This window comes from Spirosoma areae, assembly GCF_054781775.1.
Window position 1 is genome coordinate 81,542 of record NZ_BAAGTT010000056.1, and the last position, 20,086, is coordinate 101,627.

At 52.6% G+C, this 20,086-nt stretch carries 15 protein-coding genes; 3 read left to right on the plus strand and 12 right to left on the minus strand.

Annotated elements, in window-relative coordinates; translation table 11 throughout:
- Window positions 1–104: 104 nt before the first annotated feature.
- From ACYVI1_RS31905 to ACYVI1_RS31925, 5 genes are all read right to left on the minus strand, one after another.
- Complete coding sequence (locus tag ACYVI1_RS31905; protein WP_460915806.1) at window positions 105–1,823, minus strand: GH35 family beta-galactosidase; 1,719 nt, start codon at window positions 1,821–1,823, stop codon at window positions 105–107.
- Between the two features lie 109 nt (window positions 1,824–1,932).
- Window positions 1,933–4,833 (minus strand): TonB-dependent receptor, encoded by a 2,901-nt coding sequence (locus ACYVI1_RS31910; protein ID WP_460915807.1) that lies wholly within the window; start codon window positions 4,831–4,833, stop codon window positions 1,933–1,935.
- Between the two features lie 84 nt (window positions 4,834–4,917).
- Window positions 4,918–5,853, minus strand: coding sequence for a helix-turn-helix domain-containing protein (locus ACYVI1_RS31915; protein WP_460915808.1), 936 nt, complete (start codon window positions 5,851–5,853; stop codon window positions 4,918–4,920).
- 114 nt (window positions 5,854–5,967) lie between these two features.
- The gene (locus tag ACYVI1_RS31920; RefSeq protein WP_460915810.1) at window positions 5,968–6,798 is read right to left on the minus strand and encodes a ceramidase domain-containing protein; all 831 of its coding nucleotides are present in this window, start codon (window positions 6,796–6,798) and stop codon (window positions 5,968–5,970) included.
- Between the two features lie 145 nt (window positions 6,799–6,943).
- On the minus strand, window positions 6,944–7,831 hold the full coding sequence (locus tag ACYVI1_RS31925) for a Nif3-like dinuclear metal center hexameric protein (protein ID WP_460915812.1): 888 nt from the start codon (window positions 7,829–7,831) through the stop codon (window positions 6,944–6,946).
- A 215-nt stretch (window positions 7,832–8,046) separates the two neighbouring features.
- Here ACYVI1_RS31925 and ACYVI1_RS31930 point away from each other — a divergent pair, with 215 nt between their 5' ends.
- The 3 genes from ACYVI1_RS31930 to ACYVI1_RS31940 all read left to right on the plus strand — a co-directional run bounded on the left by ACYVI1_RS31930 (window position 8,047) and on the right by ACYVI1_RS31940 (window position 13,616).
- A complete protein-coding gene (locus tag ACYVI1_RS31930) occupies window positions 8,047–10,095 on the plus strand; it encodes an alpha/beta hydrolase domain-containing protein (RefSeq protein WP_460915814.1) in 2,049 nt (682 codons plus the stop codon).
- 119 nt (window positions 10,096–10,214) lie between these two features.
- On the plus strand, window positions 10,215–12,848 hold the full coding sequence (locus ACYVI1_RS31935; RefSeq protein WP_460915815.1) for a PAS domain-containing sensor histidine kinase: 2,634 nt from the start codon (window positions 10,215–10,217) through the stop codon (window positions 12,846–12,848).
- A 48-nt stretch (window positions 12,849–12,896) separates the two neighbouring features.
- A complete protein-coding gene (locus ACYVI1_RS31940) occupies window positions 12,897–13,616 on the plus strand; it encodes an MBL fold metallo-hydrolase (protein ID WP_460915817.1) in 720 nt (239 codons plus the stop codon).
- 50 nt (window positions 13,617–13,666) lie between these two features.
- Here the strand turns inward: ACYVI1_RS31940 and ACYVI1_RS31945 are convergent, their stop codons facing one another.
- The 7 genes from ACYVI1_RS31945 to ACYVI1_RS31975 form a co-directional block, all read right to left on the minus strand.
- Window positions 13,667–13,852 carry a cupin domain-containing protein gene (locus ACYVI1_RS31945; RefSeq protein WP_460915818.1) on the minus strand — a complete coding sequence of 62 codons (186 nt, stop codon included), beginning with the start codon at window positions 13,850–13,852 and terminating at the stop codon, window positions 13,667–13,669.
- 129 nt (window positions 13,853–13,981) lie between these two features.
- Complete coding sequence (locus ACYVI1_RS31950; RefSeq protein ID WP_460915819.1) at window positions 13,982–14,383, minus strand: putative quinol monooxygenase; 402 nt, start codon at window positions 14,381–14,383, stop codon at window positions 13,982–13,984.
- A gap of 16 nt (window positions 14,384–14,399) precedes the next feature.
- Window positions 14,400–15,296 carry a helix-turn-helix domain-containing protein gene (locus ACYVI1_RS31955; protein WP_460915821.1) on the minus strand — a complete coding sequence of 299 codons (897 nt, stop codon included), beginning with the start codon at window positions 15,294–15,296 and terminating at the stop codon, window positions 14,400–14,402.
- Window positions 15,297–15,419: 123 nt separating this feature from the next.
- Window positions 15,420–16,337 carry an MBL fold metallo-hydrolase gene (locus ACYVI1_RS31960; RefSeq protein ID WP_460915823.1) on the minus strand — a complete coding sequence of 306 codons (918 nt, stop codon included), beginning with the start codon at window positions 16,335–16,337 and terminating at the stop codon, window positions 15,420–15,422.
- Between the two features lie 146 nt (window positions 16,338–16,483).
- On the minus strand, window positions 16,484–16,696 hold the full coding sequence (locus ACYVI1_RS31965) for a hypothetical protein (protein ID WP_460915824.1): 213 nt from the start codon (window positions 16,694–16,696) through the stop codon (window positions 16,484–16,486).
- 6 nt (window positions 16,697–16,702) lie between these two features.
- Window positions 16,703–17,701 carry an aldo/keto reductase gene (locus ACYVI1_RS31970; RefSeq protein ID WP_460915825.1) on the minus strand — a complete coding sequence of 333 codons (999 nt, stop codon included), beginning with the start codon at window positions 17,699–17,701 and terminating at the stop codon, window positions 16,703–16,705.
- Between the two features lie 282 nt (window positions 17,702–17,983).
- Window positions 17,984–20,017, minus strand: coding sequence for a M13 family metallopeptidase (locus ACYVI1_RS31975; RefSeq protein WP_460915827.1), 2,034 nt, complete (start codon window positions 20,015–20,017; stop codon window positions 17,984–17,986).
- Window positions 20,018–20,086 lie beyond the last annotated feature (69 nt).

Sequence of the window (20,086 nt, forward strand, 5' to 3'; positions counted from 1 at the left end):
AATGTCGGATTTGGGATGTCGGATTGCGGATTTATTGCTGACGCGTGCGTCAGCCTACTCGGGCGTCAGCAATAAATCCGCAATCCGACATCCTCAATCCCAAATTAAAATTTATAGAACTTGATTCTGACAATGCTATACTCATCCGTGGCATTTTTAGGAAAACGCAGGGTTCCTACTTTCGTGTTTTTCAGGGCAAAACTGCCAATACTGCCTCCACCGGTGCCTTCATCGCCGTTCAATCGTCTGGAAACGACCCATTTATCGTTCACAAATGTTCCTTCTTCCAGAAACTCAACATCGACCTGTGCTCTTTTAGGGTCTGCCTTTGTGGGGGTAAACGTTAGTTCGTAATCCTTCCCAACGGCGATGAACTCGTCCGGCCCAAGGGCAAAAACAAGTCCCCCGGCCATTGTTGGTTTTTTTCCTGTGTAAGCAGCACCCGCAAATCCTCTGGGTACCACCAGGTCAGCCTTTACGCTATAGCCCGGTAACGAAACTGTTTGTGAGCTGGCCGTCGAGTCGACAAACACACCGGCCATCGTGCCCTTGCCCTGGTGTTGCAAAATCAACGTCTGCACCTGCGACAAAGCCGCGAAGGTTTTGGTGAAAGGGTCCTGCTCAGCAGGAATGGCATCAATGCCGAAGGGCGCCACGCAGATGGCATCATGCTGACCATATATCCAGAAAGCCAGATTGGCCGCTTCTAAGCCTTGCTTCAGTTCGGGGATAAATACCGGATTGCCGGGGCGGTGGTATTGCTCGACTAACGCATAAACACCTTGTTTGGGCGCATACACATTCGGCGTAATGAAATCAATTGCCGGGGCATTGGCCCGCCAGATATCCAGCGTGTGCGGCACGGGTCCCCCACTGGGATATTTGCCGGCGATGCCCGTAAACCCAATGGCTTTTGGCCAGGCGTTGACAAACATGGGTATCGGATAAGCTTCTTTCCCCGCAGCGGCCAATTGTCCCACAAATCGGGCATAGTGGTAGGCGGAGAACAGCTCTTCCGGCAGATAAGACAGCACCTTCGGGTTCTTCTCATCCAGCACGCTTTTACCAAACACTTCTTCCCAACTTCCCGATGTCTTATAACCGGTTGATTTCCAGGCACTATCAAGTTCGGGTTGCAGTTTCCCCCTGTTCGCTGTCAGATAACGCATCAGGTCAGCCGGAACCCCTTCCTCGTAGGCCTTACTGGCTTCCGGGCTATACTCACGAGGGCTGTTAAACAGACCCACCTCGTTTTCCACCTGCGCCATAATCACCGTCTGGTACATCTCATCAACCTGCCGGATGTGTTGCATCAGCGTTTTGAACGCTTTGGCATCCGCTTTCAAATTTGCTTCGGAAAAGACAGACAGCAGGGGCAGAGATTCGCCCTGTTTATTCTTAGCCCGTGGATACTTCTCTGTATTGGTCTTGACCCAGGTGGGTACGTAGGTGGAATAGGTAGTTTTGAAGGCGCCAAACCAAAGAATACCCACATGCAGATTTTGTTTTCTGGCCCCGGCAATCATACTATCCACCAAAGCGAAATCAAATGTTCCTTCTTTTGGCTCAATCAGTTCCCAATACACCGGTGCCAAAACCGTGTTGACGTGTTTCTGCTTCATCAGTGACCACACCGGCCGCATGTACCCCGCACCAGAAACCGTGGAGTTGTGGAGTTCACCACCCAGGGCTAAAAAGGGCTTGTCTTTCACCATCAATTGCACCGTATTCCCCTTTTTCTCCAGATGAGGAGGTTTATACGATTGGGCAACGAGCGAAAAGCCACTCAGCAGGAGAAAGACTAAAAAAATGGAAAACCGCATAGCAGGATTTCGGATATAGGATGTCGGATTGGGGATTTGTTGCTGACGCCAGAGTAGGCTGACGCGTGCGTCAGCAATAAATCCGACATCCCCAATCCCCATTCCGCAATTAAAATTTATAGTTTGCCGTCAGGAAATACGCACGGGGCATGGAGCCTTGCGTAGCGTAGATTGCGTTCGGGTTAGCGGCAACGAAATCTTTTGTGAACCCCTGCCGATTCAGGGCCGCCGGAAAGCCACCCGGCCCCGACCAGCCCAGAATCCCGTAGGTGTTGAACAGGTTGTTGACGTTCGCCTGCAAACTGAACTTCCGGGTGAAATCGTACCCGAACGACAGGTCGGCGATGCCGAAGGCGGGCAGTCGGAACGCATTGGGAACATTCGCCTGCCGGGCACCCATGTAGCTGTAATTGAGCGAGGCAAAAAACTTGTTGCCGCTGTAGGTCGGGTTCAGGTTAAAAATCGTTTGGGCGTTGTTGTCGGTTTCGTTGCCCGAATAATCAACCAGCACATCATCCTGCGGACCGGCAGCATTTTCGAGGTAGGCTTTGTAAGTCGTAGCTTTCGACCCCTGGAACGTGGCCCCGGCCCGAATGGCGAGTTGTGGGGTGATGGCATACGTGGCTTCGAGTTCAACCCCCTTCGTCGTGTATTTGGCAAACTGCGTACCCGGATTGTAGTTGGAACCGTCGGGATTAGTGAAGGTCTGGGCGTTCGGTACGTTGCTCAGGATGCTGTAAAAAGGGGTGACAAACAGTTTAATCCGTTGCGAACTGACTTTATACCCGGCTTCAAGCTGCTCCACTTTCTGAGCAGCCGTGGGGGTATTGTTTAGGAGGAAATTCGTGTTCAGGCCCTGAAAAAAGCCTATATCCGGCGATTTATTGCCGTTCGAGTAGCGCACATAAACCGCCTGTTTATCGTCGAGCCGGTAGTTTAGTCCGCCCGAAAATGAGACCGTATTGATGCTCCGGTTGTAATCCAGATGCTGGCCTTCGGTGCCGCCCCCGTTGTCGTACAGCGTCAGCGGATTGCCGTCGCGACCGCCATAGGTTGGGTCATTGCGTTTTGGATTGGGAACGCCCACGGAATTAAAGCCTTTCACCGTCACGCTTTCGTAGCGAACCCCCCAATCGAAATTCAGCGCGGGGCTGATTTGCCAGTCATGACCAAAGAACACAGCGAACTGATTCTGGGTAGCCTTAGCCACGCCCTGCCCATCCCGGCCGACATCCATAAAGCCGTTGGGGTCGGTTACCTGATAGGTTTTGCCATCCAAACCCGTCAGTGTAATGTCGGTCAGGTGCGGCCGGTCCTGCATTGTACCCACGCCGATGCCCACGTCATTCGATATGCCTGCGATGTCGATAGTCGAACTGCTTACGAAACTACCGAGGGTGAAACTCATCCTGTCGAGTTTCTTCGCGATTGAAAACTGGTCAGTAAACTCACTGCGGTCGTTCTGTGAATAGAACAGTGGCAGGAAAAACAGCGAGTTCTTCTGCACATTCGAGCCGGGAAAGTTGTTCTGTTCGCCCGGAATGAACTTAAAGCCCGCGAAGTTGCCATTGATGATGTTGGGTAACTGCGTAACTGTCCCCAACTGTTGGCCTGTTACGCGGTCTTTGAAGGTATAGGTGCCAAACTTGCCGAGGTTGTGCGGAATGGCGTAGAACAACAGTACGTCGGTGGCAAAAGGCGTGACAACCGCCGGTACGTTCTGCGACAAACTCTTAACCGAATAGCGACCATCATTTTTGAGCGTAAAGCCCTTTCCGAGGTCCTGCACCCAACTCAGGCCCGCCGTAAACTCTTTGGCGTGAAACTTGTCTTTCGACCGGAAGGTGGCTGTCTGGTTTTCATTGATTGGAACTTGCAGGGTTACGTCGGGCAGGTAATAGGAGTCGGTGGTGGAGAAGCCTGCCGGAATCTGGGGGTTGTCCCAGCCCTGCGTCGGGATAAATTCGGACACGGCATTGCGGTCGTTGAGGTATTTAGCATACACTTTCAGGGAACCGGTCGCGTACGTTTTCAGGATATTGGCCCGCACCTGCCCGCCATTGTTCATGGCGTAACCGGGGTAGCGTGCTCCGTTGGATGTGCGGTAAAAACCACCCACGTTGAAAGTCAAATCTTTGGCTTTGTTCAGGGGTCCACCGACGTTCACATCGGCGCGGTAGTAGGGGTTCTTGCCGTCACCTTCCAGCCCGTATTTGGCCCGCACCTCGCCCGTGAGGGTTTTACCGCCGGTTTTGCTGATGTAGTTAAAAATACCGCCCGGCGCGTTGGCCCCGAGAATCGAGGCTGAACCACCCCGCACAGCCTCAACCCGCGCCGTGGTGGCATCCGCCCGAAGAAAGTTATCGACTCCCGAATTCAGGTTGGTAACGGGCAGTCCATCTTCCTGCATCGAGACATAGTAGTAGCCCGATGCGTTATCAATCGAGCCCGCCGAAATACCCCGTGAGTACACCGTATTCCAGATTTCGCCCCGCGCCTGATTGACATACACGCCCGGAATGTTCTTGAGCAAATCGGCGGCACTGGTAGCCGCTACCCGCTCTATCTGCTTGGTATTCAGGGTGCTGATGGCCACCGACGCTTCCATTCGCGACCGCTGGTCAAACAAACCCGTTACGACAACTTCGTCCAGCGACTGATTATCATCGACAAGCGAAACATTGAGAGTAGTGCGGGTTCCCACCGTAATTTCCTGGGATTTATACCCGACAAAGCTGAACACCAATACCGCATCGCCGTTGGGAACACTAATCGTGTAGCGACCGGCGGCATCGGAGGAAGCACCGCGTAAACTGCCCTTGATGATAACGTTTACGCCTACTAAGGCCTCGCCTTTGCGGTCGCTGATTTTCCCCTGCACCGTGATGTCGGCAGGGGAAACCGGACGGGATTGCGCGACCCCGGGGCTGAAAAGACACGCAGTAACGAGGACGAGTAACTGGCCGAGTTTCTGGATAGGGAACAGTCGAATGAGAAGACGGAGTTGCATTCGGTTGAGGAGTTTAATACGATACAAAAGTATCCTCGTAACGAGTGCAATTTTTTATCAGAATCAGGCAATGGATAGTCAAAATCAATCCACTTCCCGATAGGCCTTCGGTGTTATACCCATTTTGGTTCTGAAAAAGCGGCCAAAATTGCTGGGGTCCTGTTTTCCGATTTGCCAGGCAATTTCGCTAATGCTTAAATCCGTCTGGGCCAGCAGCACTTTGGCCTCCAGCAGAATCATTTCGTCCAATAAATCCCGCGCCGATTGACCGGTGGCGGCCTTCACGCATTTGTTCAAATGATTCGGGGAGATATGGAGCAAATCGGCATAATCGGCTACCTGTTGTTTCTCGTAAATAAACTGGCTCAGGGCATTCTTATAGAGTTGCGTAAAGCGCAGCGCAGCGTTATCGCTGCGGTCGGTGGCCGTACTGTCGCCGAATTGGGTGGCTCTTTTTAACTCGGTAAACAGCGCAAGCAGGTAGATTCTGAATATATCGACAGAATCGGCCCGGTTTTTTTTGTACTCGATGTGCAGCCTGTTCACTAAGGGCAGTATCTGCGTAAGCATTTCAGTATCAACATCAACCAAAGGATTTCCCAGGAACTGGAGGAAGGGGAATTCATGTTCGAGGTCCTGCTTCTGCCAGCGTTTGGTGAGCAAATTGGTATCGAAGTGGCAGTAGTAGCCCCGGATGTCCTCACTCATCCACTCATCGAAGCTAATCTGGTGGGCGGGCAGGAAAAAGAAGGTATTCGCCAGCACTTCGTAGCGGGTCAATCCCTTCTGCCGAACCATACTGCCGTGGGTGATTAAAATAAAATCAATGACGGTTTTGCGGTGCGGGGGCATCGGAAATTTCATAACCTGACGCACATCTTCAATCCGATTGATATGAAACGTATTGTAGTAAGGCCCCTGCATGGACTGCCAGCCCGCAACCTTAAATACCACTCCGCCCAGGGTATCGGGCGTTAGGGTTGGCACCTGCCCTGACTTGGCTTTTGTCCTATTATTCATTGAACGTGTACTTTTTCACCGGCGAGGCTTTTAGGTAGCTTCACCAATCAAAAGTAAACGATTAACAGTCAAAACCAATCTACGGAGGATGGACTCTGGTAAATTCTAAGAACGTCAACGAAGGATGCGGCCCGTGAAGCGGAAGAAGGAGTAGCTGCAAAATGTGCTTAAGGCGGTCAACCCATGCCAAACGGCATGACCCTGGAGCAGTGAATGAGGATCACAGTCCACTTTCTGAACGTCGAGCGTCCGAATCCTGATAGCTATCACAATCAATACAAGGCTAAGGAGGGCTACACCAAGCGAACGCTCTTTTCGGAATTGGCCATAATTGAGTAGCATTAACCCGTTTAACAGCAACAGCAAAGCCGGTACCAGCCGGGCGCTGGATAGCCACAGGGCTACCTGTAAAAAGACGACCACCAACCCCACAACCGACAGCACCCAACCTGTTTTTTGCAGCGGTGTCAATCTAAGTCCGGGTAAAACATGATACAAAGCGATGCCCACCAGCGACAGCAGAACAGCATAGGTCCCGTTCATATCTACGCGCTGGCCAGCATACGTCAGAGACGCATGAAAAAAGGCGCTGCCAACGCTCAGGTACACCATACAGGCCCCCAGTAAAGCCGAAAGCATAGGAAAATTCTCCAGTTGGTTTTGCCCCGGTTTCCCTCTATTCCGGGCATCCTCCCCGGCAATGCCTACTAAGAAGATACCGAAAAAGAAGTACGCCAGGTTCGAGTAGGTATTCACAGGCTGATGAAAAAACCGATTCACCTGGTTAAACTCGCAGTACTCTACCGTTATGGCCGATTGGCTGATTCGCATGCCCGACCAGATGCTTCCTCCCAAAGAGGTATCCAGTCCAATCCAAACCACCAGCATCCCTATCGTGAAACAGGTTGAGCGAAGCAACAATCTGGACAAAACGGATAGCGTCACAACAAAGCAGGTTAAACGGGGGTCCTAACGCAAATCAACTTTTTTTCAGCAACTGGCGGAGTGTACGTTCCATCCAGTCTGGTCTTGTTGGACAAGGAAAAATGACGGATGAAATGACGCTCGGCTTCCGGTGTCCCTAAATGGGTCATTTAACCCGCTGATCAGGCCGCCAATAGGGTTCGCCCGCTGCAATGAACTCAACCGGCACTTCGGGCATGAACCCCTTCAGCCATTCGGCACAGTACTTCATGCCAGCCTGCTCGGAGACTAAATGCCCCAGGATAACCAAGGCCTTCTTTTGACCTGACGTAATCGCGTCCTGTACATACTCTACTAACTCCCATTCGTGGGTCTCGCCAACCACCAGCACATCAGCCTGAGCCAGATACGGAATACCCGGCATCAGGCTGACATTCCCCCAACTGGCCATTACCCGCTTAACCGGCAACTGGGGATCGCCAATGACCCGCATGGTTCGGATAGTCAGTTTGGTGGCCATTCCCTGAGTGAGAAGCACCAGCGGTGTTTCCGGAAAGGTGAACAGGCGCGGGTTTTGTGGATCGGCATTTTTCTCCCAGCCCAACTCCCGGATCATGCCCGTGGCGATACCGTCGGGTCGGCGTCCGTGCCAGTGATCGTGGAAATGAAAGACTGCCATGCCCTGCTGCCGGATAAAGTCGCGCTTGAGCTGATAGAGTGAATCCTGCTGGATAGGCTCGGTCCGATCCTGATGAGAGTAGTAGGTTGGCTCATGGGTAATGACCATATTCAAGCCTTTGGCGGCCGCTCGCTGAAGTACATCCAGAGTGGCCATCATCGTCGAAGCAATGCCTTTAACCGGCATCTCCGGGGTACCTGCAATCAGGTTATCGACGGTCTGCTCCCGCCAGGGAATGCCCACGTTGGTTTTAATGCGGTCAACGACCTGACCAACCGTGAGTGATTGCCTTTCGGCTGCCCGGACCAGGCTGGCAACCGAAAGGCCCAGGGAGGCCATCAGGAATGTGCGACGGGACGGGTTACAGGAAGTCATAAGGAAAGAGCCATGAGCCATCCATACACAAAGGTCAACGAGCGTCAATCTTTACCTGTAGGCGGCTAAATAGCGATTGGCTGTTCATGCTTAACCGCTGCGCTGGTCTATGACAGCCCGCCGGCATTCGGCCAGTGCCGTCGGACCTGTCAGCTGGGTTTAGCTGCCTGAGAGTAGGTTAGCGGAGTAACCGGTTTATTAGGAAAAGAAGCGTCATGACTACACTGAAAGCGGTTCTACCCCCAGCCATCAATGCTTACCTGCTGACTGTCGCTTTGTTGGCTGGCCAACTGGTTCAGGCCCGTATCGTCCGTATCGAAATCACGAACAGGCAGTCGCCAACGTTTGAGGGGAAACGTTTCGGGCAGGTGGGCGCTTATGAAAAACTTCGCGGAAAAGCCTACGGCGAACTTGACCCGACTCACCCGCAAAACGCCATCATTACCGATATCAGGCTGGCCCCGCGCAATGCAAAAGGCATGGTGGAGTACGTAATGGATATATACATACTCAAGCCCATTGACCTCAACAAGGGTAATCACAAACTCTTTCTGGAGGTTAACAACCGGGGTGGAAAACTCTTCGGTGGTTTTAACAGGAGCAGCGGAGGCAACGACCCAACTACGGCCACCCAGGCTGGCGACGGGTTTCTGATGAATCAGGGCTACACGATTGTCTGGAACGGATGGGACCCGTCGGCAACGCCCGAAAACAACAACATGACCATCCGCATACCCGTTGCTAAACAGCCGGATGGGTCGCCGATTACGGGACCTTCCTACGAATACATTGTGTATGACAACGCTGCGTCGGCAAGTCATGCGCTCGCCTACCCTGCCGCTACGGCTGACAGGGGGCAGGCAACCCTGACGGTACGCGACCACTTACCGGATTCGCCCACGGTTATTCCGGCGGATGGGTGGGAGTACGTCAGTGAGCGAATGATTCGGCTGCTCCCGGCCGGAACACCGTTTAAACAAAGCGCCATTTATGAGTTTAAGTATACAGCCCGCGATCCAATCGTGGCGGGCATTGGTTTGGCGGCTACGCGGGACTTCGTTTCGTTTTTACGCCACGCCCCAACCGATGCGTTCGGCAATCCGAATCCATTGGCAAACGACGTTCGGTTTACTTTCTCGTTTTCGGTCTCCCAACCGGCCCGCTACCTGAACGATTTCCAGACGCTTGGTTTCAATGCCGACGAGCAGGGCATGCGCGTTCTGGATGGCATCGAAAACTGGTTAGGTGGAAGTAGCGGAATCGGCCTGAATGTTCGGTTTGCCCAACCGGCCCGAACCGAGCGTAACCGGCAGAATCACCTGTATCCCGAAGCGATCTTTCCCTTTGCGTACCCAATTCTGACCGATCCGATAACGGGAAAAACAGCGGGTCGACTTGCAGCCTGCTCGGCCAGCCATACGTGCCCCAAGGTTTTCGAGATTAACTCAGCGAACGAATACTGGGTGAAAGCGGCTTCGCTCCTGCATACCGATACGAAAGGAAATGACCTGCCCGACCCCGAAAATGTCCGTTTCTTTCTCGTATCGGGTGCTCAGCACGGTGCGGGCAATGCCACGTCGCGGGGCATCTGTCAGCAGTTTCAGAATCCAACGAATGCCGAACCGCTTCTGCGGGCGCTCTTTCTCGCGCTGGATGATTGGGTGACGAAGGGGGTTGAGCCGCCCAGGAGCGCCGTCCCCCGACAGGCTGCCGGAACCGCCGTAGCCGCCATTCCACAACCCGGTTCGCAAACGGGTGTAGTGCCGCAGGCCGCTCTGGGCTGGCCAGCAATTCCAGGGGTAACCTATAGCGGGCTTGTTACGACGCGTTACCAGCTTGACTTTGGCTCCTCGTTCAATCAGGGAATCATGGCCAACGCTCCACCCACAACAGCCAACCGCCCGGTTTACGTGAATTTTGTGGCCAAAGTTGATGCGGATGGTAATGAAGTGGCGGGCATTCGCTTACCAAACGTAGCCGTAGCAACGGCTACAACTACAGGCTGGGCCTTACGCCGGACTGAATTTGGTGAAAATGAGGGGTGTGAGGGTGCCGGTCAATACATACCGTTCAGGACCACCAAAGCCGAACGAGTAGCGGCCAACGACCCGCGCTTATCGCTGGAGGAACGGTACAGCACCCATGCTGGCTATGTAGCAGCCGTTTCGCAGTCGGTCCATGAACTACTGAAACAACGTCTGCTACTGGCTGAAGATGCACAGGACTATATCAACAGCGCCGAAGCCAGCCGTATTCTCAAATGATGCGTTGTAACCGGATAATTACCCGAACAATGTTCCTATTTTTAATTGGCTGTCCGCACGTTTATCTTTAAGAAAATTTACCGTTCCGGCGGTACTTTAGCGGAACGACCAGCTACTTTGTGAACATCTTTTCTCAACTCTATTCGGATCAATCAGCCGACCGGCCTCCTCTGGCCGACATGGCCATGCTGGCGCTCGAGTTCAGCCCGGATTCGGTTTCGCCGGTTCGGGTAAAGCAGGCCAATGCGGCTGCTCAGGCCCTGATCGGCCCTTTATCCTTTCCTTTGGCAGGCGCTGCATTAGATCAGTTACCCCCACCCTTCAACGGGCCGGAATTGCGCGAGCAGGTAAACAAACACTGCGGTCGCCCCGGCAGTTCCTCCTTTCAGCTCAGGCATCTTAACCAACCCGACGGGGCCGTTCAGGTCTATACGGGTCAACTGCTAAACGTCGATCATCAACTGCTGATATTGACCTTGCAGCCTATGGGGCCGGACGCTCGGATGGAGACCCTTGGGCAGGTTATGGAACGGATGCCAACCGGCCTGATCCTGTTTCAGGCGATACGCGATACCCACCAGACCATTATTGATTTTCAGGCAGTTCTCTGTAATCAAATGGGGGCGGCTCTATCCCGCCAAAGCCGGCAGGACATCCTGACCCGTCCCATCAGCGAACGCTACCCCAACATGGAGGCCTTTGAACTCTTTCATCGCTACGTAGCCGTTGTCATGACAGGTCAACCCCACCATCAGCTTCTGTATCTGCCGACTCAGGACATCTGGCTGGATGTATCCGTGGTCAAATATGAGGATGGGCTGCTGGTTTGCTTTCAGGATGTGACCCAGGGCCAAAAGACGGCTTCTCTGCTGGAAAGCGTGATGAGCAGTTCACCCGCTTCGGTACGCTATTACGAAGCCATTCGGGATGAGTCGGGTCGGATTATCGATTTTATGACCAGCACGGGCAATGAGCTGGCGGCTTACCGGCCATATCGGGCACTCCAGTCGACAACGGGTCAGCGGTTGCTGGTACTTTATCCATACCTGAAGGACAACGGGCTGTTTGATCGCTACGTAGCCGTGGTGGAGTCAGGCCAGAGCGACCAGTTTGAAACCAGTTATCCCCTGCCGACGCATCTGGTTTGGTTCGACTGCCGGGCCGTCCCACATGGCAACGGTCTGGTACTGACGACGCTCGATATTACCACCCGGAAAGAAGCTCTGGTAGCCCAGCAACAACAGGCGACCCTGCTGCAATCGGTGTTGGATCATTCCCTGACGGGTATGGCCTGGCTACAGTCAGTTTTTGATGCACAGGGGCAGTTGGTCGACTTTATCCTGGCCAAGATCAATGCAACTTTAGCCCAGGTACTTCAGCAGTCGCCCCAGGACCTGGAAGGCAAGCTCCTATCTGATCAAATGCCCCATCAGATGGTCGCTGGTCTCTTCGACCGGTATGTCCAGGTGGCGCGTAGTGGGCAGTCCCAGCGGTTTGAGTGGGCCAACCCAGCGGGTACGATCTGGTTTGATGTGTCTGCGGTGGCCATTGAGGGTGGCCTGATCGTTACGTTTATGGACATCACGGCCATCAAACTGGCTCAGTTGACTCAGCAACGCCAGGCGGATCTGCTCCAGGGGGTGCTCAACAGTTCGACCAGTAGCATTCTGGTACTGGAGCCTCTCTCGGACGAAGCGGGTCTTATCGAAGATTTTCGGATTAGTTTGGCCAATCCGGCATCGTTACGCTTATTTTCTTACTTTGTTGAGACCCATGCCACTCCCCATGAGTTGCAGAATCATTCCCTACTGAGCATTTTCCCGACCGTTAAACAACGAGCCTTGTTTCCGGCCCTTCTGACGGTGGTGAACACGGGCCAGCCCATCCATACGCCAGTGGATTACCCGGCGCTGGGGTTAACCTATGCCTATGACCTCAGTCCCTTCCGTAATGGAGTCTTAATGATTACGACTGACATTACGCCCCTGCGGGTCTATCAGCAGCAACTGGAAGCGAACAATCTGGCGTTAAGTCGCTCAAACGACTATTTGCAGCAATTCGCCTATGTGGCTTCCCACGATTTGCAGGAGCCGCTGCGTAAAATTGAGGCTTTTGGCGATCTGTTGCTGACCCAGCATGCTGAGGGCCTTGATGCCAGGGGTCAGGATTTGCTTCGGCGCCAGCAGCAGGCCGCCCAGCGGATGCGTACCTTAGTGAAAGACTTGCTGGGCTATGCCCGGCTGACGACACAACTCCCTCCCTTTGAGGCAGTTTCCCTACAAACCCTCATTCAGGACGTTCTGGGCGATCTGGAGACCACGATCCGGGAAACAAATGCTCACGTGACTGTAAACGAGCTGCCCATCATCCCCGGCAATGCAACCCAGCTTCGGCAACTGCTGCAAAACCTGGTGGGTAATGCCCTTAAGTTCGCCAAACCGGGCCAGCCGCCCCAGGTGCGGGTGGACGCATTCCGGCTGAGGGCTGATCAATTGCCCCAGCCCAGCCTTTTGCCCTATCAGGACGAGTGGGTCGAGCTGCGGGTGGCCGATGAGGGTATCGGCTTCGAGGAGTCGTACCGGGAGCGCATTTTTGAGTTGTTTCATCGGCTTCACGGCCGTAGCCAGTACGTGGGAACGGGTATTGGGTTAGCCGTGGTTAAAAAAGTGGTCGAGAATCATCAGGGCTTTATCACGGTCCATAGTCAGACCGGAGCCGGAGCTACGTTTCGGGTCTATTTACCGATGGCCTAACCGAACCTTCATTTAATTTACTTACTACCCGAACCAGTTCCAGATAGTATGTCCCCGTTCCAGCAAATTACGCCTTCTTTATACCAGATCGGCCTGGGTGTGGTTAACGTGTTTGTCATTAAAGACAAGGACCTAACCTTGATCGATACCGGGTACACGGGCAGCATGGCCAAAATTTTTTCGGTACTTCAGCAGGCGGGAGAAGACCCAGGGGCAATCAAACGGGTGATCCTGACCCATGCTCACCCGGATCATGCCGGTAGCGCTGCTGCTATCAAACAGACGCTGGGCGTGCCGGTGCTGGCGCATCATCGGGAAGCGCCCCTGCTCGAAGCGGGCCTTAGTGGAGCGGGGCCAATCCATCGTTCGCCGGGTGTGCTCAATTGGTTAATTTACCAGGCGTTTATCAAGAGAGGGACGAGTCGCATTACGCCGGTGGGTGTTGATGAACGGCTAAACCATCAGGACCTCCTCCCCATTGCCGGGGGGCTTGAGGTTCTTCATACCCCTGGCCATAGTGGGGGGCATCTGGCCTTCTGGTTAAAGCAGGAAAGTGTGCTGATCGCTGGCGATGCGTGTGCCAATAGTATGGGGTTAGACCTGAGCACCGTTTATGAAGATCGGGCGGTCGGGCTGCAAAGCCTGCTGGCACTGGCCGAGCTGAACTTTGAGAAAGCCGTCTTTGGCCACGGTGGTCCGATTCAACGCCGTGCCAGTCAACGATTTAAAGCCAGGTTTGGAGCTGCCAGCCCACGCCAGTTGTCTTAGTCTGACATAAACAGCACGTTTTTCTGATACCTGGATGAGCAGGAGGTAACCTATTCCTGGCAATAACCTGGGGCCGCCGTTGCTACTAAGATTTGTCTGTTCGGATGGGTATGCCCGTTATTTCGCGTGCCCGGCTCGAACGTTACGTCACTCACGACACAATCGGCCTGATCGTTAATGGGTACGAACGTTTTCACCCAGGTTACTCCCGTGAAATAATCGGAAGGTGCCCGCATTGCCCCTTCCGGGGCAGTCGATTGTTGTTCGGGTTAGTTCATGTGCTGGCATGTTTGTCCCTCCCTGACTGATAAGCCCGGCCAGAAGCACTGTCCACCAGGACAGGTTAGGAAAGAGTTAATAGCTCGTCATTTTATTTTCATACCAGGCACAAGCGGAACGGTATCTACCAGTTCTAACGACTGAACCATTTCCTTTGTGCCGGTCTTGTATTTTAGAAAATGCGGAGTCTGAATGTGTGCCTTATACGCATTGGTATCCGCGTAGATTTCTAAAATCGTAAAGTGCGTGGGATTGTCCTTTTCAGAAACGGCATACAAGGTCAGCACGCCAGGTTCAAGGCGCACCGACGCTTCGACTTCCTCTTTGAGGGCCGCTTTGTAATTTTCCAATTGAGCGGAATTAACCACAATTTTTGACAACCTGACCATTTGGCGTTTCTCCTGGGCAAAAGCATTACTATAGCAAACCGCTATCAGCATGGTTACGATGAGGCTGAAGGGCACTAAGCTCGTTTTATTTAGTTTCATTTTAGTTTGTTTACCATCAGTTAAGCAACCTGTATTGGCTGGGCGATTGACCAACTACCTGCTTGAACAGCCGGGTAAAATGTTGAGGATACTGGAAACCTATTTCGTAAGCAACCTCACTCAGCGACTTACTGGTATCAAAAATCTTTTCTTTAGCCACGTCGATCACTTTGGCCTGTATCAATTCATGGGCTGATTTTCCCGTTTCCCTCTTTACCAGGTCGCCGAAATAGTTGGCCGATAAATTCAATTCTCCGGCGCAATAACTTACGGAAGGCAAACCGAGGGTTTGCGGCTTATCGGAACTAAAATAGTCATCCAATAACCGCTCAAACCGGACTAACACATCTTTGTTGGTATGCTCGCGGGTGATAAACTGCCGGTCATAAAAACGGACGCAATAATTCAGAAGCAATTCAATATTGGTGACAATCAGCGTCCGGCTGTGTTTGTCAAGGGCATGGTCTAATTCGTACTGGATTTTGTGAAGGCATTCCAGTACAAGCTGCCGTTCGCGGGCCGAGAGGTGAAGCGCTTCGTTCGCGCCGTAGGCGAAAAAACTGTACTGGCTGATGTGCCTGCTCAGCGACGTTCCGCGAATCAGATCCGGGTGAAACGCCAGTGCCCAACCGGTCGGCTGTATCCGGTTTGCGGCCTCGTTGAACCCAAAAACCTGGCCCGGTGCAATGAAAAGCAGCGTTTCGTCCTGGTAATCGTAGTGACTGCGACCGTATGCCATGTCTTCGCACTTTAGGTCTTTCAAAAAGATGATGTACAGTCCCGACATCGAACGGGTTGCCTGAATGGGCGTTGATTTTGACTGATCCAGCACACTGACCAGGGGGTGCAGGGTTGGCTGCCCCCGCTCGGCATTGAACTGCGCGACGCTTTCTATTTTTATGATTTTGTTCATTTTCTACATGGGCTAAAAATCTCCAATCTGCTCACGACCTTATTTAACGTGAACTCGGGATTCGTTCAATCGCTACGGCCCGATAAGCTACTGAAATACAGCCAATGTAATCCCGAGTTCATGCTATTTACGGTTTTTTAGCCGTTTAAGCGTAAACGCTTCACCCGGTGCTAACACCTGAATCCGTTCCGGGTTGATTATCAGTTTAGCTAACTGCTTCGGGTCACCGTTGAAGGGAGTAAATTCGGGCGCGTCCACCGATCCCCAATGACAAAGCAGAAGCGGAGTGTTTGGGTAGGCATTGGCCACTTTTACGGCTCCTTCCAGGCGGAAATGCCATTCACTATCCGAGAAGTCAAAGAAAATAGCATCCGGCGTGGGCATAGTCAAGTGGCCCGGTGTTAACCGCGAATCGCCGGGTGCCCAGATGGTGCCATCCGGTGTTTCGATCCAGAAACCACAATAGTCTTCGGGTTTGAAGAATCGTTTGCTGGTTCCAGGATACGCATTTTGCCACTGGTGATCCGCTGCTGTTAGCTTGACCCGCACCGGGCCAACGTTGAACGTATCACCAATGCCATGCCCAAACGAGGGAAGCCCCTCGTTTTTCATTAAGGAATCAACGTAGACAGTCGAGTGATAGGCGCGAGTTGCGGAGGCCATCTCACGAGTCGTTGGCACACTGTAATGGTCGTTATCGCTGTGCGTAATTAGTACAGCGTCCAGACGGGGTACATCTTTCGGGGCGATGGGTGCATCGACCAATACGGGCATATCAAACGCTTTCAGTACCGGATCAACCATCAGGGTTGTCCCACGTGCATTGATAAAAAACCCGGCAAAGCCTAACCACCGGATGGTTGTCTGGTTCGATTTCGCAAACGCCTGGGTACCAAACGGCTGCGTTTTAGGGGCGCGGGCCTGATATTTCTTTTCTGCTTTTTTTGTGGTCGCGCTACTGTCAGAAACTGATTGCGCCTGTACGCTGAGCGTCGCAACGACAATAGCTATTATTGGAAATAGTAAACCGTTCGCTTTCATAAGTCCTTTCCGTTTTGGCAAAGGTCATACTCTATTTTCGGCAGACGGTTATACAGATTACGGGATTACTTACCCATATTACTGGTGGCTACGTGATGGAATCTATTAAAGAAAGCCTCTTAGCCCTAAACAGGTTTGTGAGTCGGTTAAACGGCTTCCAGACTGAAGGGGATTTTTCGGATGCGCTCCCCGGTCAGATCAAAGATGGCATTCGTCAGGGCAGGGGTGAGGGCTGGTAAACCAGGTTCGCCAACCCCACCGGCATCGTTCTCCATGATGTGCAACTCCACCGGCGGGGCATCCATGATGCGGGGCGTTGGGTAGTTGTAAAAGTTGGTTTGAAAAGTATCATGGTTCAAACAAACTCAAAGCCCGGTCGATTTCTCCATCTGCTCGGTGTAGCGCGTACCTACCACGTCAATCTGAGCCGAAGCGGCCTCCATTTCCTGCAGTTCATCCGCCGTTAGCTGAATGACCGCAGCTCCGTTGTTTTCTGTCAGGCGGTGCAGCTTCGTGGTGCCCGGAATCGGCACAATCCAGGGTTTTTGCGCCAATACCCAGGCTAAGGCAATTTGCGCGGTTGTGGCATTTCTGCGTTCGGCAAACGTATCCAGCAAATCAATCAACACCTGATTCGCCTTGCGGGCTTCTTCGGTGTATCTCGGCAGCGTGTTCCGAATATCCCCGGCGGCAAATGTGGTGGTTTCGTCAATTTTGCCGGTCAGAAACCCTTTCCCCAGCGGGCTGTACGCCACCAAACCGATGCCCAGTTCTTCAATCGTCGGAATGATTTCCCGCTCGTGCTGACGGGTCCAGAGCGAGTATTCGCTTTGTAGGGCCGTGACGGGCTGCACCGCATGGGCCCGGCGGATGGTTTGCGCCCCGGCTTCCGACAGGCCGAAGTGCTTTACTTTTCCTTCCTCAATCAGGTCGCGTACTGCCCCCGCTACGTCTTCGATGGGTACGCTGGGATCCACGCGGTGCTGGTAAAATAGGTCAATGACGTCCACACGGAGCCGTTTCATCGAAGCTTCGGCTACTTTTCGAATGTTCTCCGGGCGGCTATTCACCCCGGCCATTTTACCATCCTGAATGTTGAAGCCGAATTTGGTGGCAATGACGACTTCACCCCTGAACGGCTCCAGAGCTTCGCCGACGAGTTCTTCGTTGGTGAAGGGGCCATACACTTCCGCCGTATCGAAGAAGGTAACGCCCTGTTCAACGGCTGCCCGAATCAGGGCAATCATGTCAGTTGTGTCCTTAGCGGGGCCGTAGCCGTAGCTCATGCCCATGCAGCCCAGCCCAATGGCCGAGACGTCCAAATTTCTGTTTCCCAGCACGCGCGTTTGCCTAATTGTCTTCATAACGATGTGTTTCTAAGCAAGATACAAATCTACCTGCTCAACTATTTAGAAAAAAATTAATCGGGTGGCACCGCCAGTGCGGTGCCACCTTGATTGGTTTTCCAACCGTGGGCCACCCCGCGCCGAAGCGACAATACGTTGCTGACCGCGCCTGTTTGTTATGGGTTGCGGGCAGATTGCGGTCACGTTATCTTCATATCCGGCAGCCAATCCAGGACGATGGGTTGACTCACTGAATCAGACCATCGTCTAATCGCGCTCATTGGACCACCGTCAACGGCTTTACCAAACGGTTATCCTTTCCGTTTCGGGTTTATACATCTTATCGCCTGGTTGCAGATTAAAGGCTTTGTAAAAAGGCGTAAAGTTCATTAGCGGTCCGTTCACCCGCCACTTAGCCGGTGAGTGCGGATTGGTGTTGACGTACATACGCAAAAACGCATCCCTTGTTTTTACCCGCCATATCCTGGCTATCGAAATGAAGAACCGCTGATCGGGGGTGAAGCCATCTAATTCCGTTGTGTCTTTGCCAGGCGTGGCCCGGCCTTGTTCGGTCAATTTGAAGGCATCATAGGCAATGGCAACCCCCGCAATATCGGCGGTGTTTTCCCCCACCGTTAAGGCTCCTTTCACATGCACCGAATCGAGCACGGTAAACAAATTGTATTGGTCAATCACCTGCTGGGTTTTCGCTTTGAATTTGGCATAATCCGCTTTTGTCCACCAGTTTGTCACGTTGCCGACTTTATCATATTGGGCCCCCTGATCGTCAAACGAGTGCGTTATTTCGTGACCAATCACCATGCCGATGCCGCCATAGTTCAGCGCATCATCGGCAGACAAATCGAAATAAGGAGATTGTAGGATGCCAGCCGGGAAAACAATTTCGTTGAGCGGAGGATTGTTGTAAGCCGTTACCGTTGGCGGAGTCGTATGCCATTCGGTTCTGTCGACCCGCTGTCCTGCTTTAGCCAAACTGTAGCCGTACTCATGTTTAGTTGCGGCCAGCCGGTTTTCAAAATAAGCGTCTCTTTTTACGTCAACAGTTGAATAATCCCGCCATTTGTCGGGGTACCCAATTTTCTGATTGAACGCGTACAGTTTTTCTTTCGCCTTTGCCTTCGTGGAATCGCTCATCCAATCCAGCTTATTGATGCGGGTTTCAAAGGCTTTTTTGAGGTTATCGACCAGGGCCGCCATCCGTTTCTTAGCCTCTTCCGGAAAATATTTTTTTACATATAACTGAGCCAGCGCATCGCCCAGCGAGCCATCAACCGCTTGCGTCATTTCTTCGGCCCGTGTTTTCTTAACGGCCTGTCCGGTCAGAATTTTTGTGTACGCAAACGACGCATCAACAAACGGCTGGCTTAAGAAATTCGAATAGTTGGTCAGCGCGTGCGCTTTTAGATAGACTTTCCACTCGTCGATGGAAACGGCTGTTAGCATCGCATTCAGCTTATCATAATAAGCCGGTTGCCCTACGTTGACTGAATCGACCTTTAGGCCTAAGCCGTTTACCAACGTCGTCCAGTTTAGGGCAGGCTGTTTTTTTGCCAGCTCAGCAACCGCCAGTTTGTTGTAGTTCGCCTTTACATCCCTGAGTTCAATGTTGGTTCGATGGACAGTAGCCAGTTGTTTTTCAATTTCATAGGTAACGGCTGCATTTTTCCCGGCCGCCGTTGCCTCCGTCCCTATCAATTCAAACAAGCGGGTGAGATAGTTTTTATACCCTTTTTGAATAGCGAGGGTGGATGAATCGGTCTTGACATAATAATCCCGTTCCGGCAAGCCAATTCCGGTTTGATAAAACTGAGCAATATTGACCGTGCTCTGTTTATCATCGGGGCCTACATCAACGCCAATGATGGACCCATCTCCTACTTTTTGTTCGTCAGCCACCACCGTTAACAGCGAAGAAACATCCGTTACGGCATCAATGTGGGCGAGCAGGGGCTTGATGGGTTCATAACCGCGTTTATTAATGGCGGCTGTGTCCATACCTGACGCATAAAAATCACCCACCTTTTGTTCGATGCTTCCTGCCGGATTAGTACGTGTCGAAATGCTATCCAGAATTCCCTGCAGCCGTATGCGTTGCGGATAGTTCAAAAAGGAATAAGAACCTACGCCGGTTTGACTGGCCGGTATCCGGGCGGTATCGGACCAGATGCCGTTGGCGTAGGCAAAAAAATCATCTCCGGGTTTTTTGGACGCGTCTATTCCGGTTAGACCCACGCGTTTTGTATTCGGAATAGAAACGCGCTGACAGGCTCCGGCTACCAGCAGCGCTATAGAGAAATAGACAAGTTTTTTCATGGTTTGTACCTTAATTAGCAGCAGGCAATGTACACCGACTATTTCAACCCAAAATCAAAACAGGAATTA

What these genes read in the sequence shown, in the direction of transcription:
- ACYVI1_RS31970 (WP_460915825.1), bottom strand. Translation starts at nt 17,701, where the DNA reads ATGAAGACAATTAGGCAAACGCGCGTGCTGGGAAACAGAAATTTGGAC.
- ACYVI1_RS31925 (WP_460915812.1), bottom strand. Translation starts at nt 7,831, where the DNA reads ATGACTTCCTGTAACCCGTCCCGTCGCACATTCCTGATGGCCTCCCTG.
- ACYVI1_RS31905 (WP_460915806.1), bottom strand. Translation starts at nt 1,823, where the DNA reads ATGCGGTTTTCCATTTTTTTAGTCTTTCTCCTGCTGAGTGGCTTTTCG.
- ACYVI1_RS31915 (WP_460915808.1), bottom strand. Translation starts at nt 5,853, where the DNA reads ATGAATAATAGGACAAAAGCCAAGTCAGGGCAGGTGCCAACCCTAACG.
- ACYVI1_RS31975 (WP_460915827.1), bottom strand. Translation starts at nt 20,017, where the DNA reads ATGAAAAAACTTGTCTATTTCTCTATAGCGCTGCTGGTAGCCGGAGCC.
- ACYVI1_RS31955 (WP_460915821.1), bottom strand. Translation starts at nt 15,296, where the DNA reads ATGAACAAAATCATAAAAATAGAAAGCGTCGCGCAGTTCAATGCCGAG.
- ACYVI1_RS31930 (WP_460915814.1), top strand. Translation starts at nt 8,047, where the DNA reads ATGACTACACTGAAAGCGGTTCTACCCCCAGCCATCAATGCTTACCTG.
- ACYVI1_RS31960 (WP_460915823.1), bottom strand. Translation starts at nt 16,337, where the DNA reads ATGAAAGCGAACGGTTTACTATTTCCAATAATAGCTATTGTCGTTGCG.
- ACYVI1_RS31910 (WP_460915807.1), bottom strand. Translation starts at nt 4,833, where the DNA reads ATGCAACTCCGTCTTCTCATTCGACTGTTCCCTATCCAGAAACTCGGC.
- ACYVI1_RS31945 (WP_460915818.1), bottom strand. Translation starts at nt 13,852, where the DNA reads ATGCGGGCACCTTCCGATTATTTCACGGGAGTAACCTGGGTGAAAACG.
- ACYVI1_RS31950 (WP_460915819.1), bottom strand. Translation starts at nt 14,383, where the DNA reads ATGAAACTAAATAAAACGAGCTTAGTGCCCTTCAGCCTCATCGTAACC.
- ACYVI1_RS31940 (WP_460915817.1), top strand. Translation starts at nt 12,897, where the DNA reads ATGTCCCCGTTCCAGCAAATTACGCCTTCTTTATACCAGATCGGCCTG.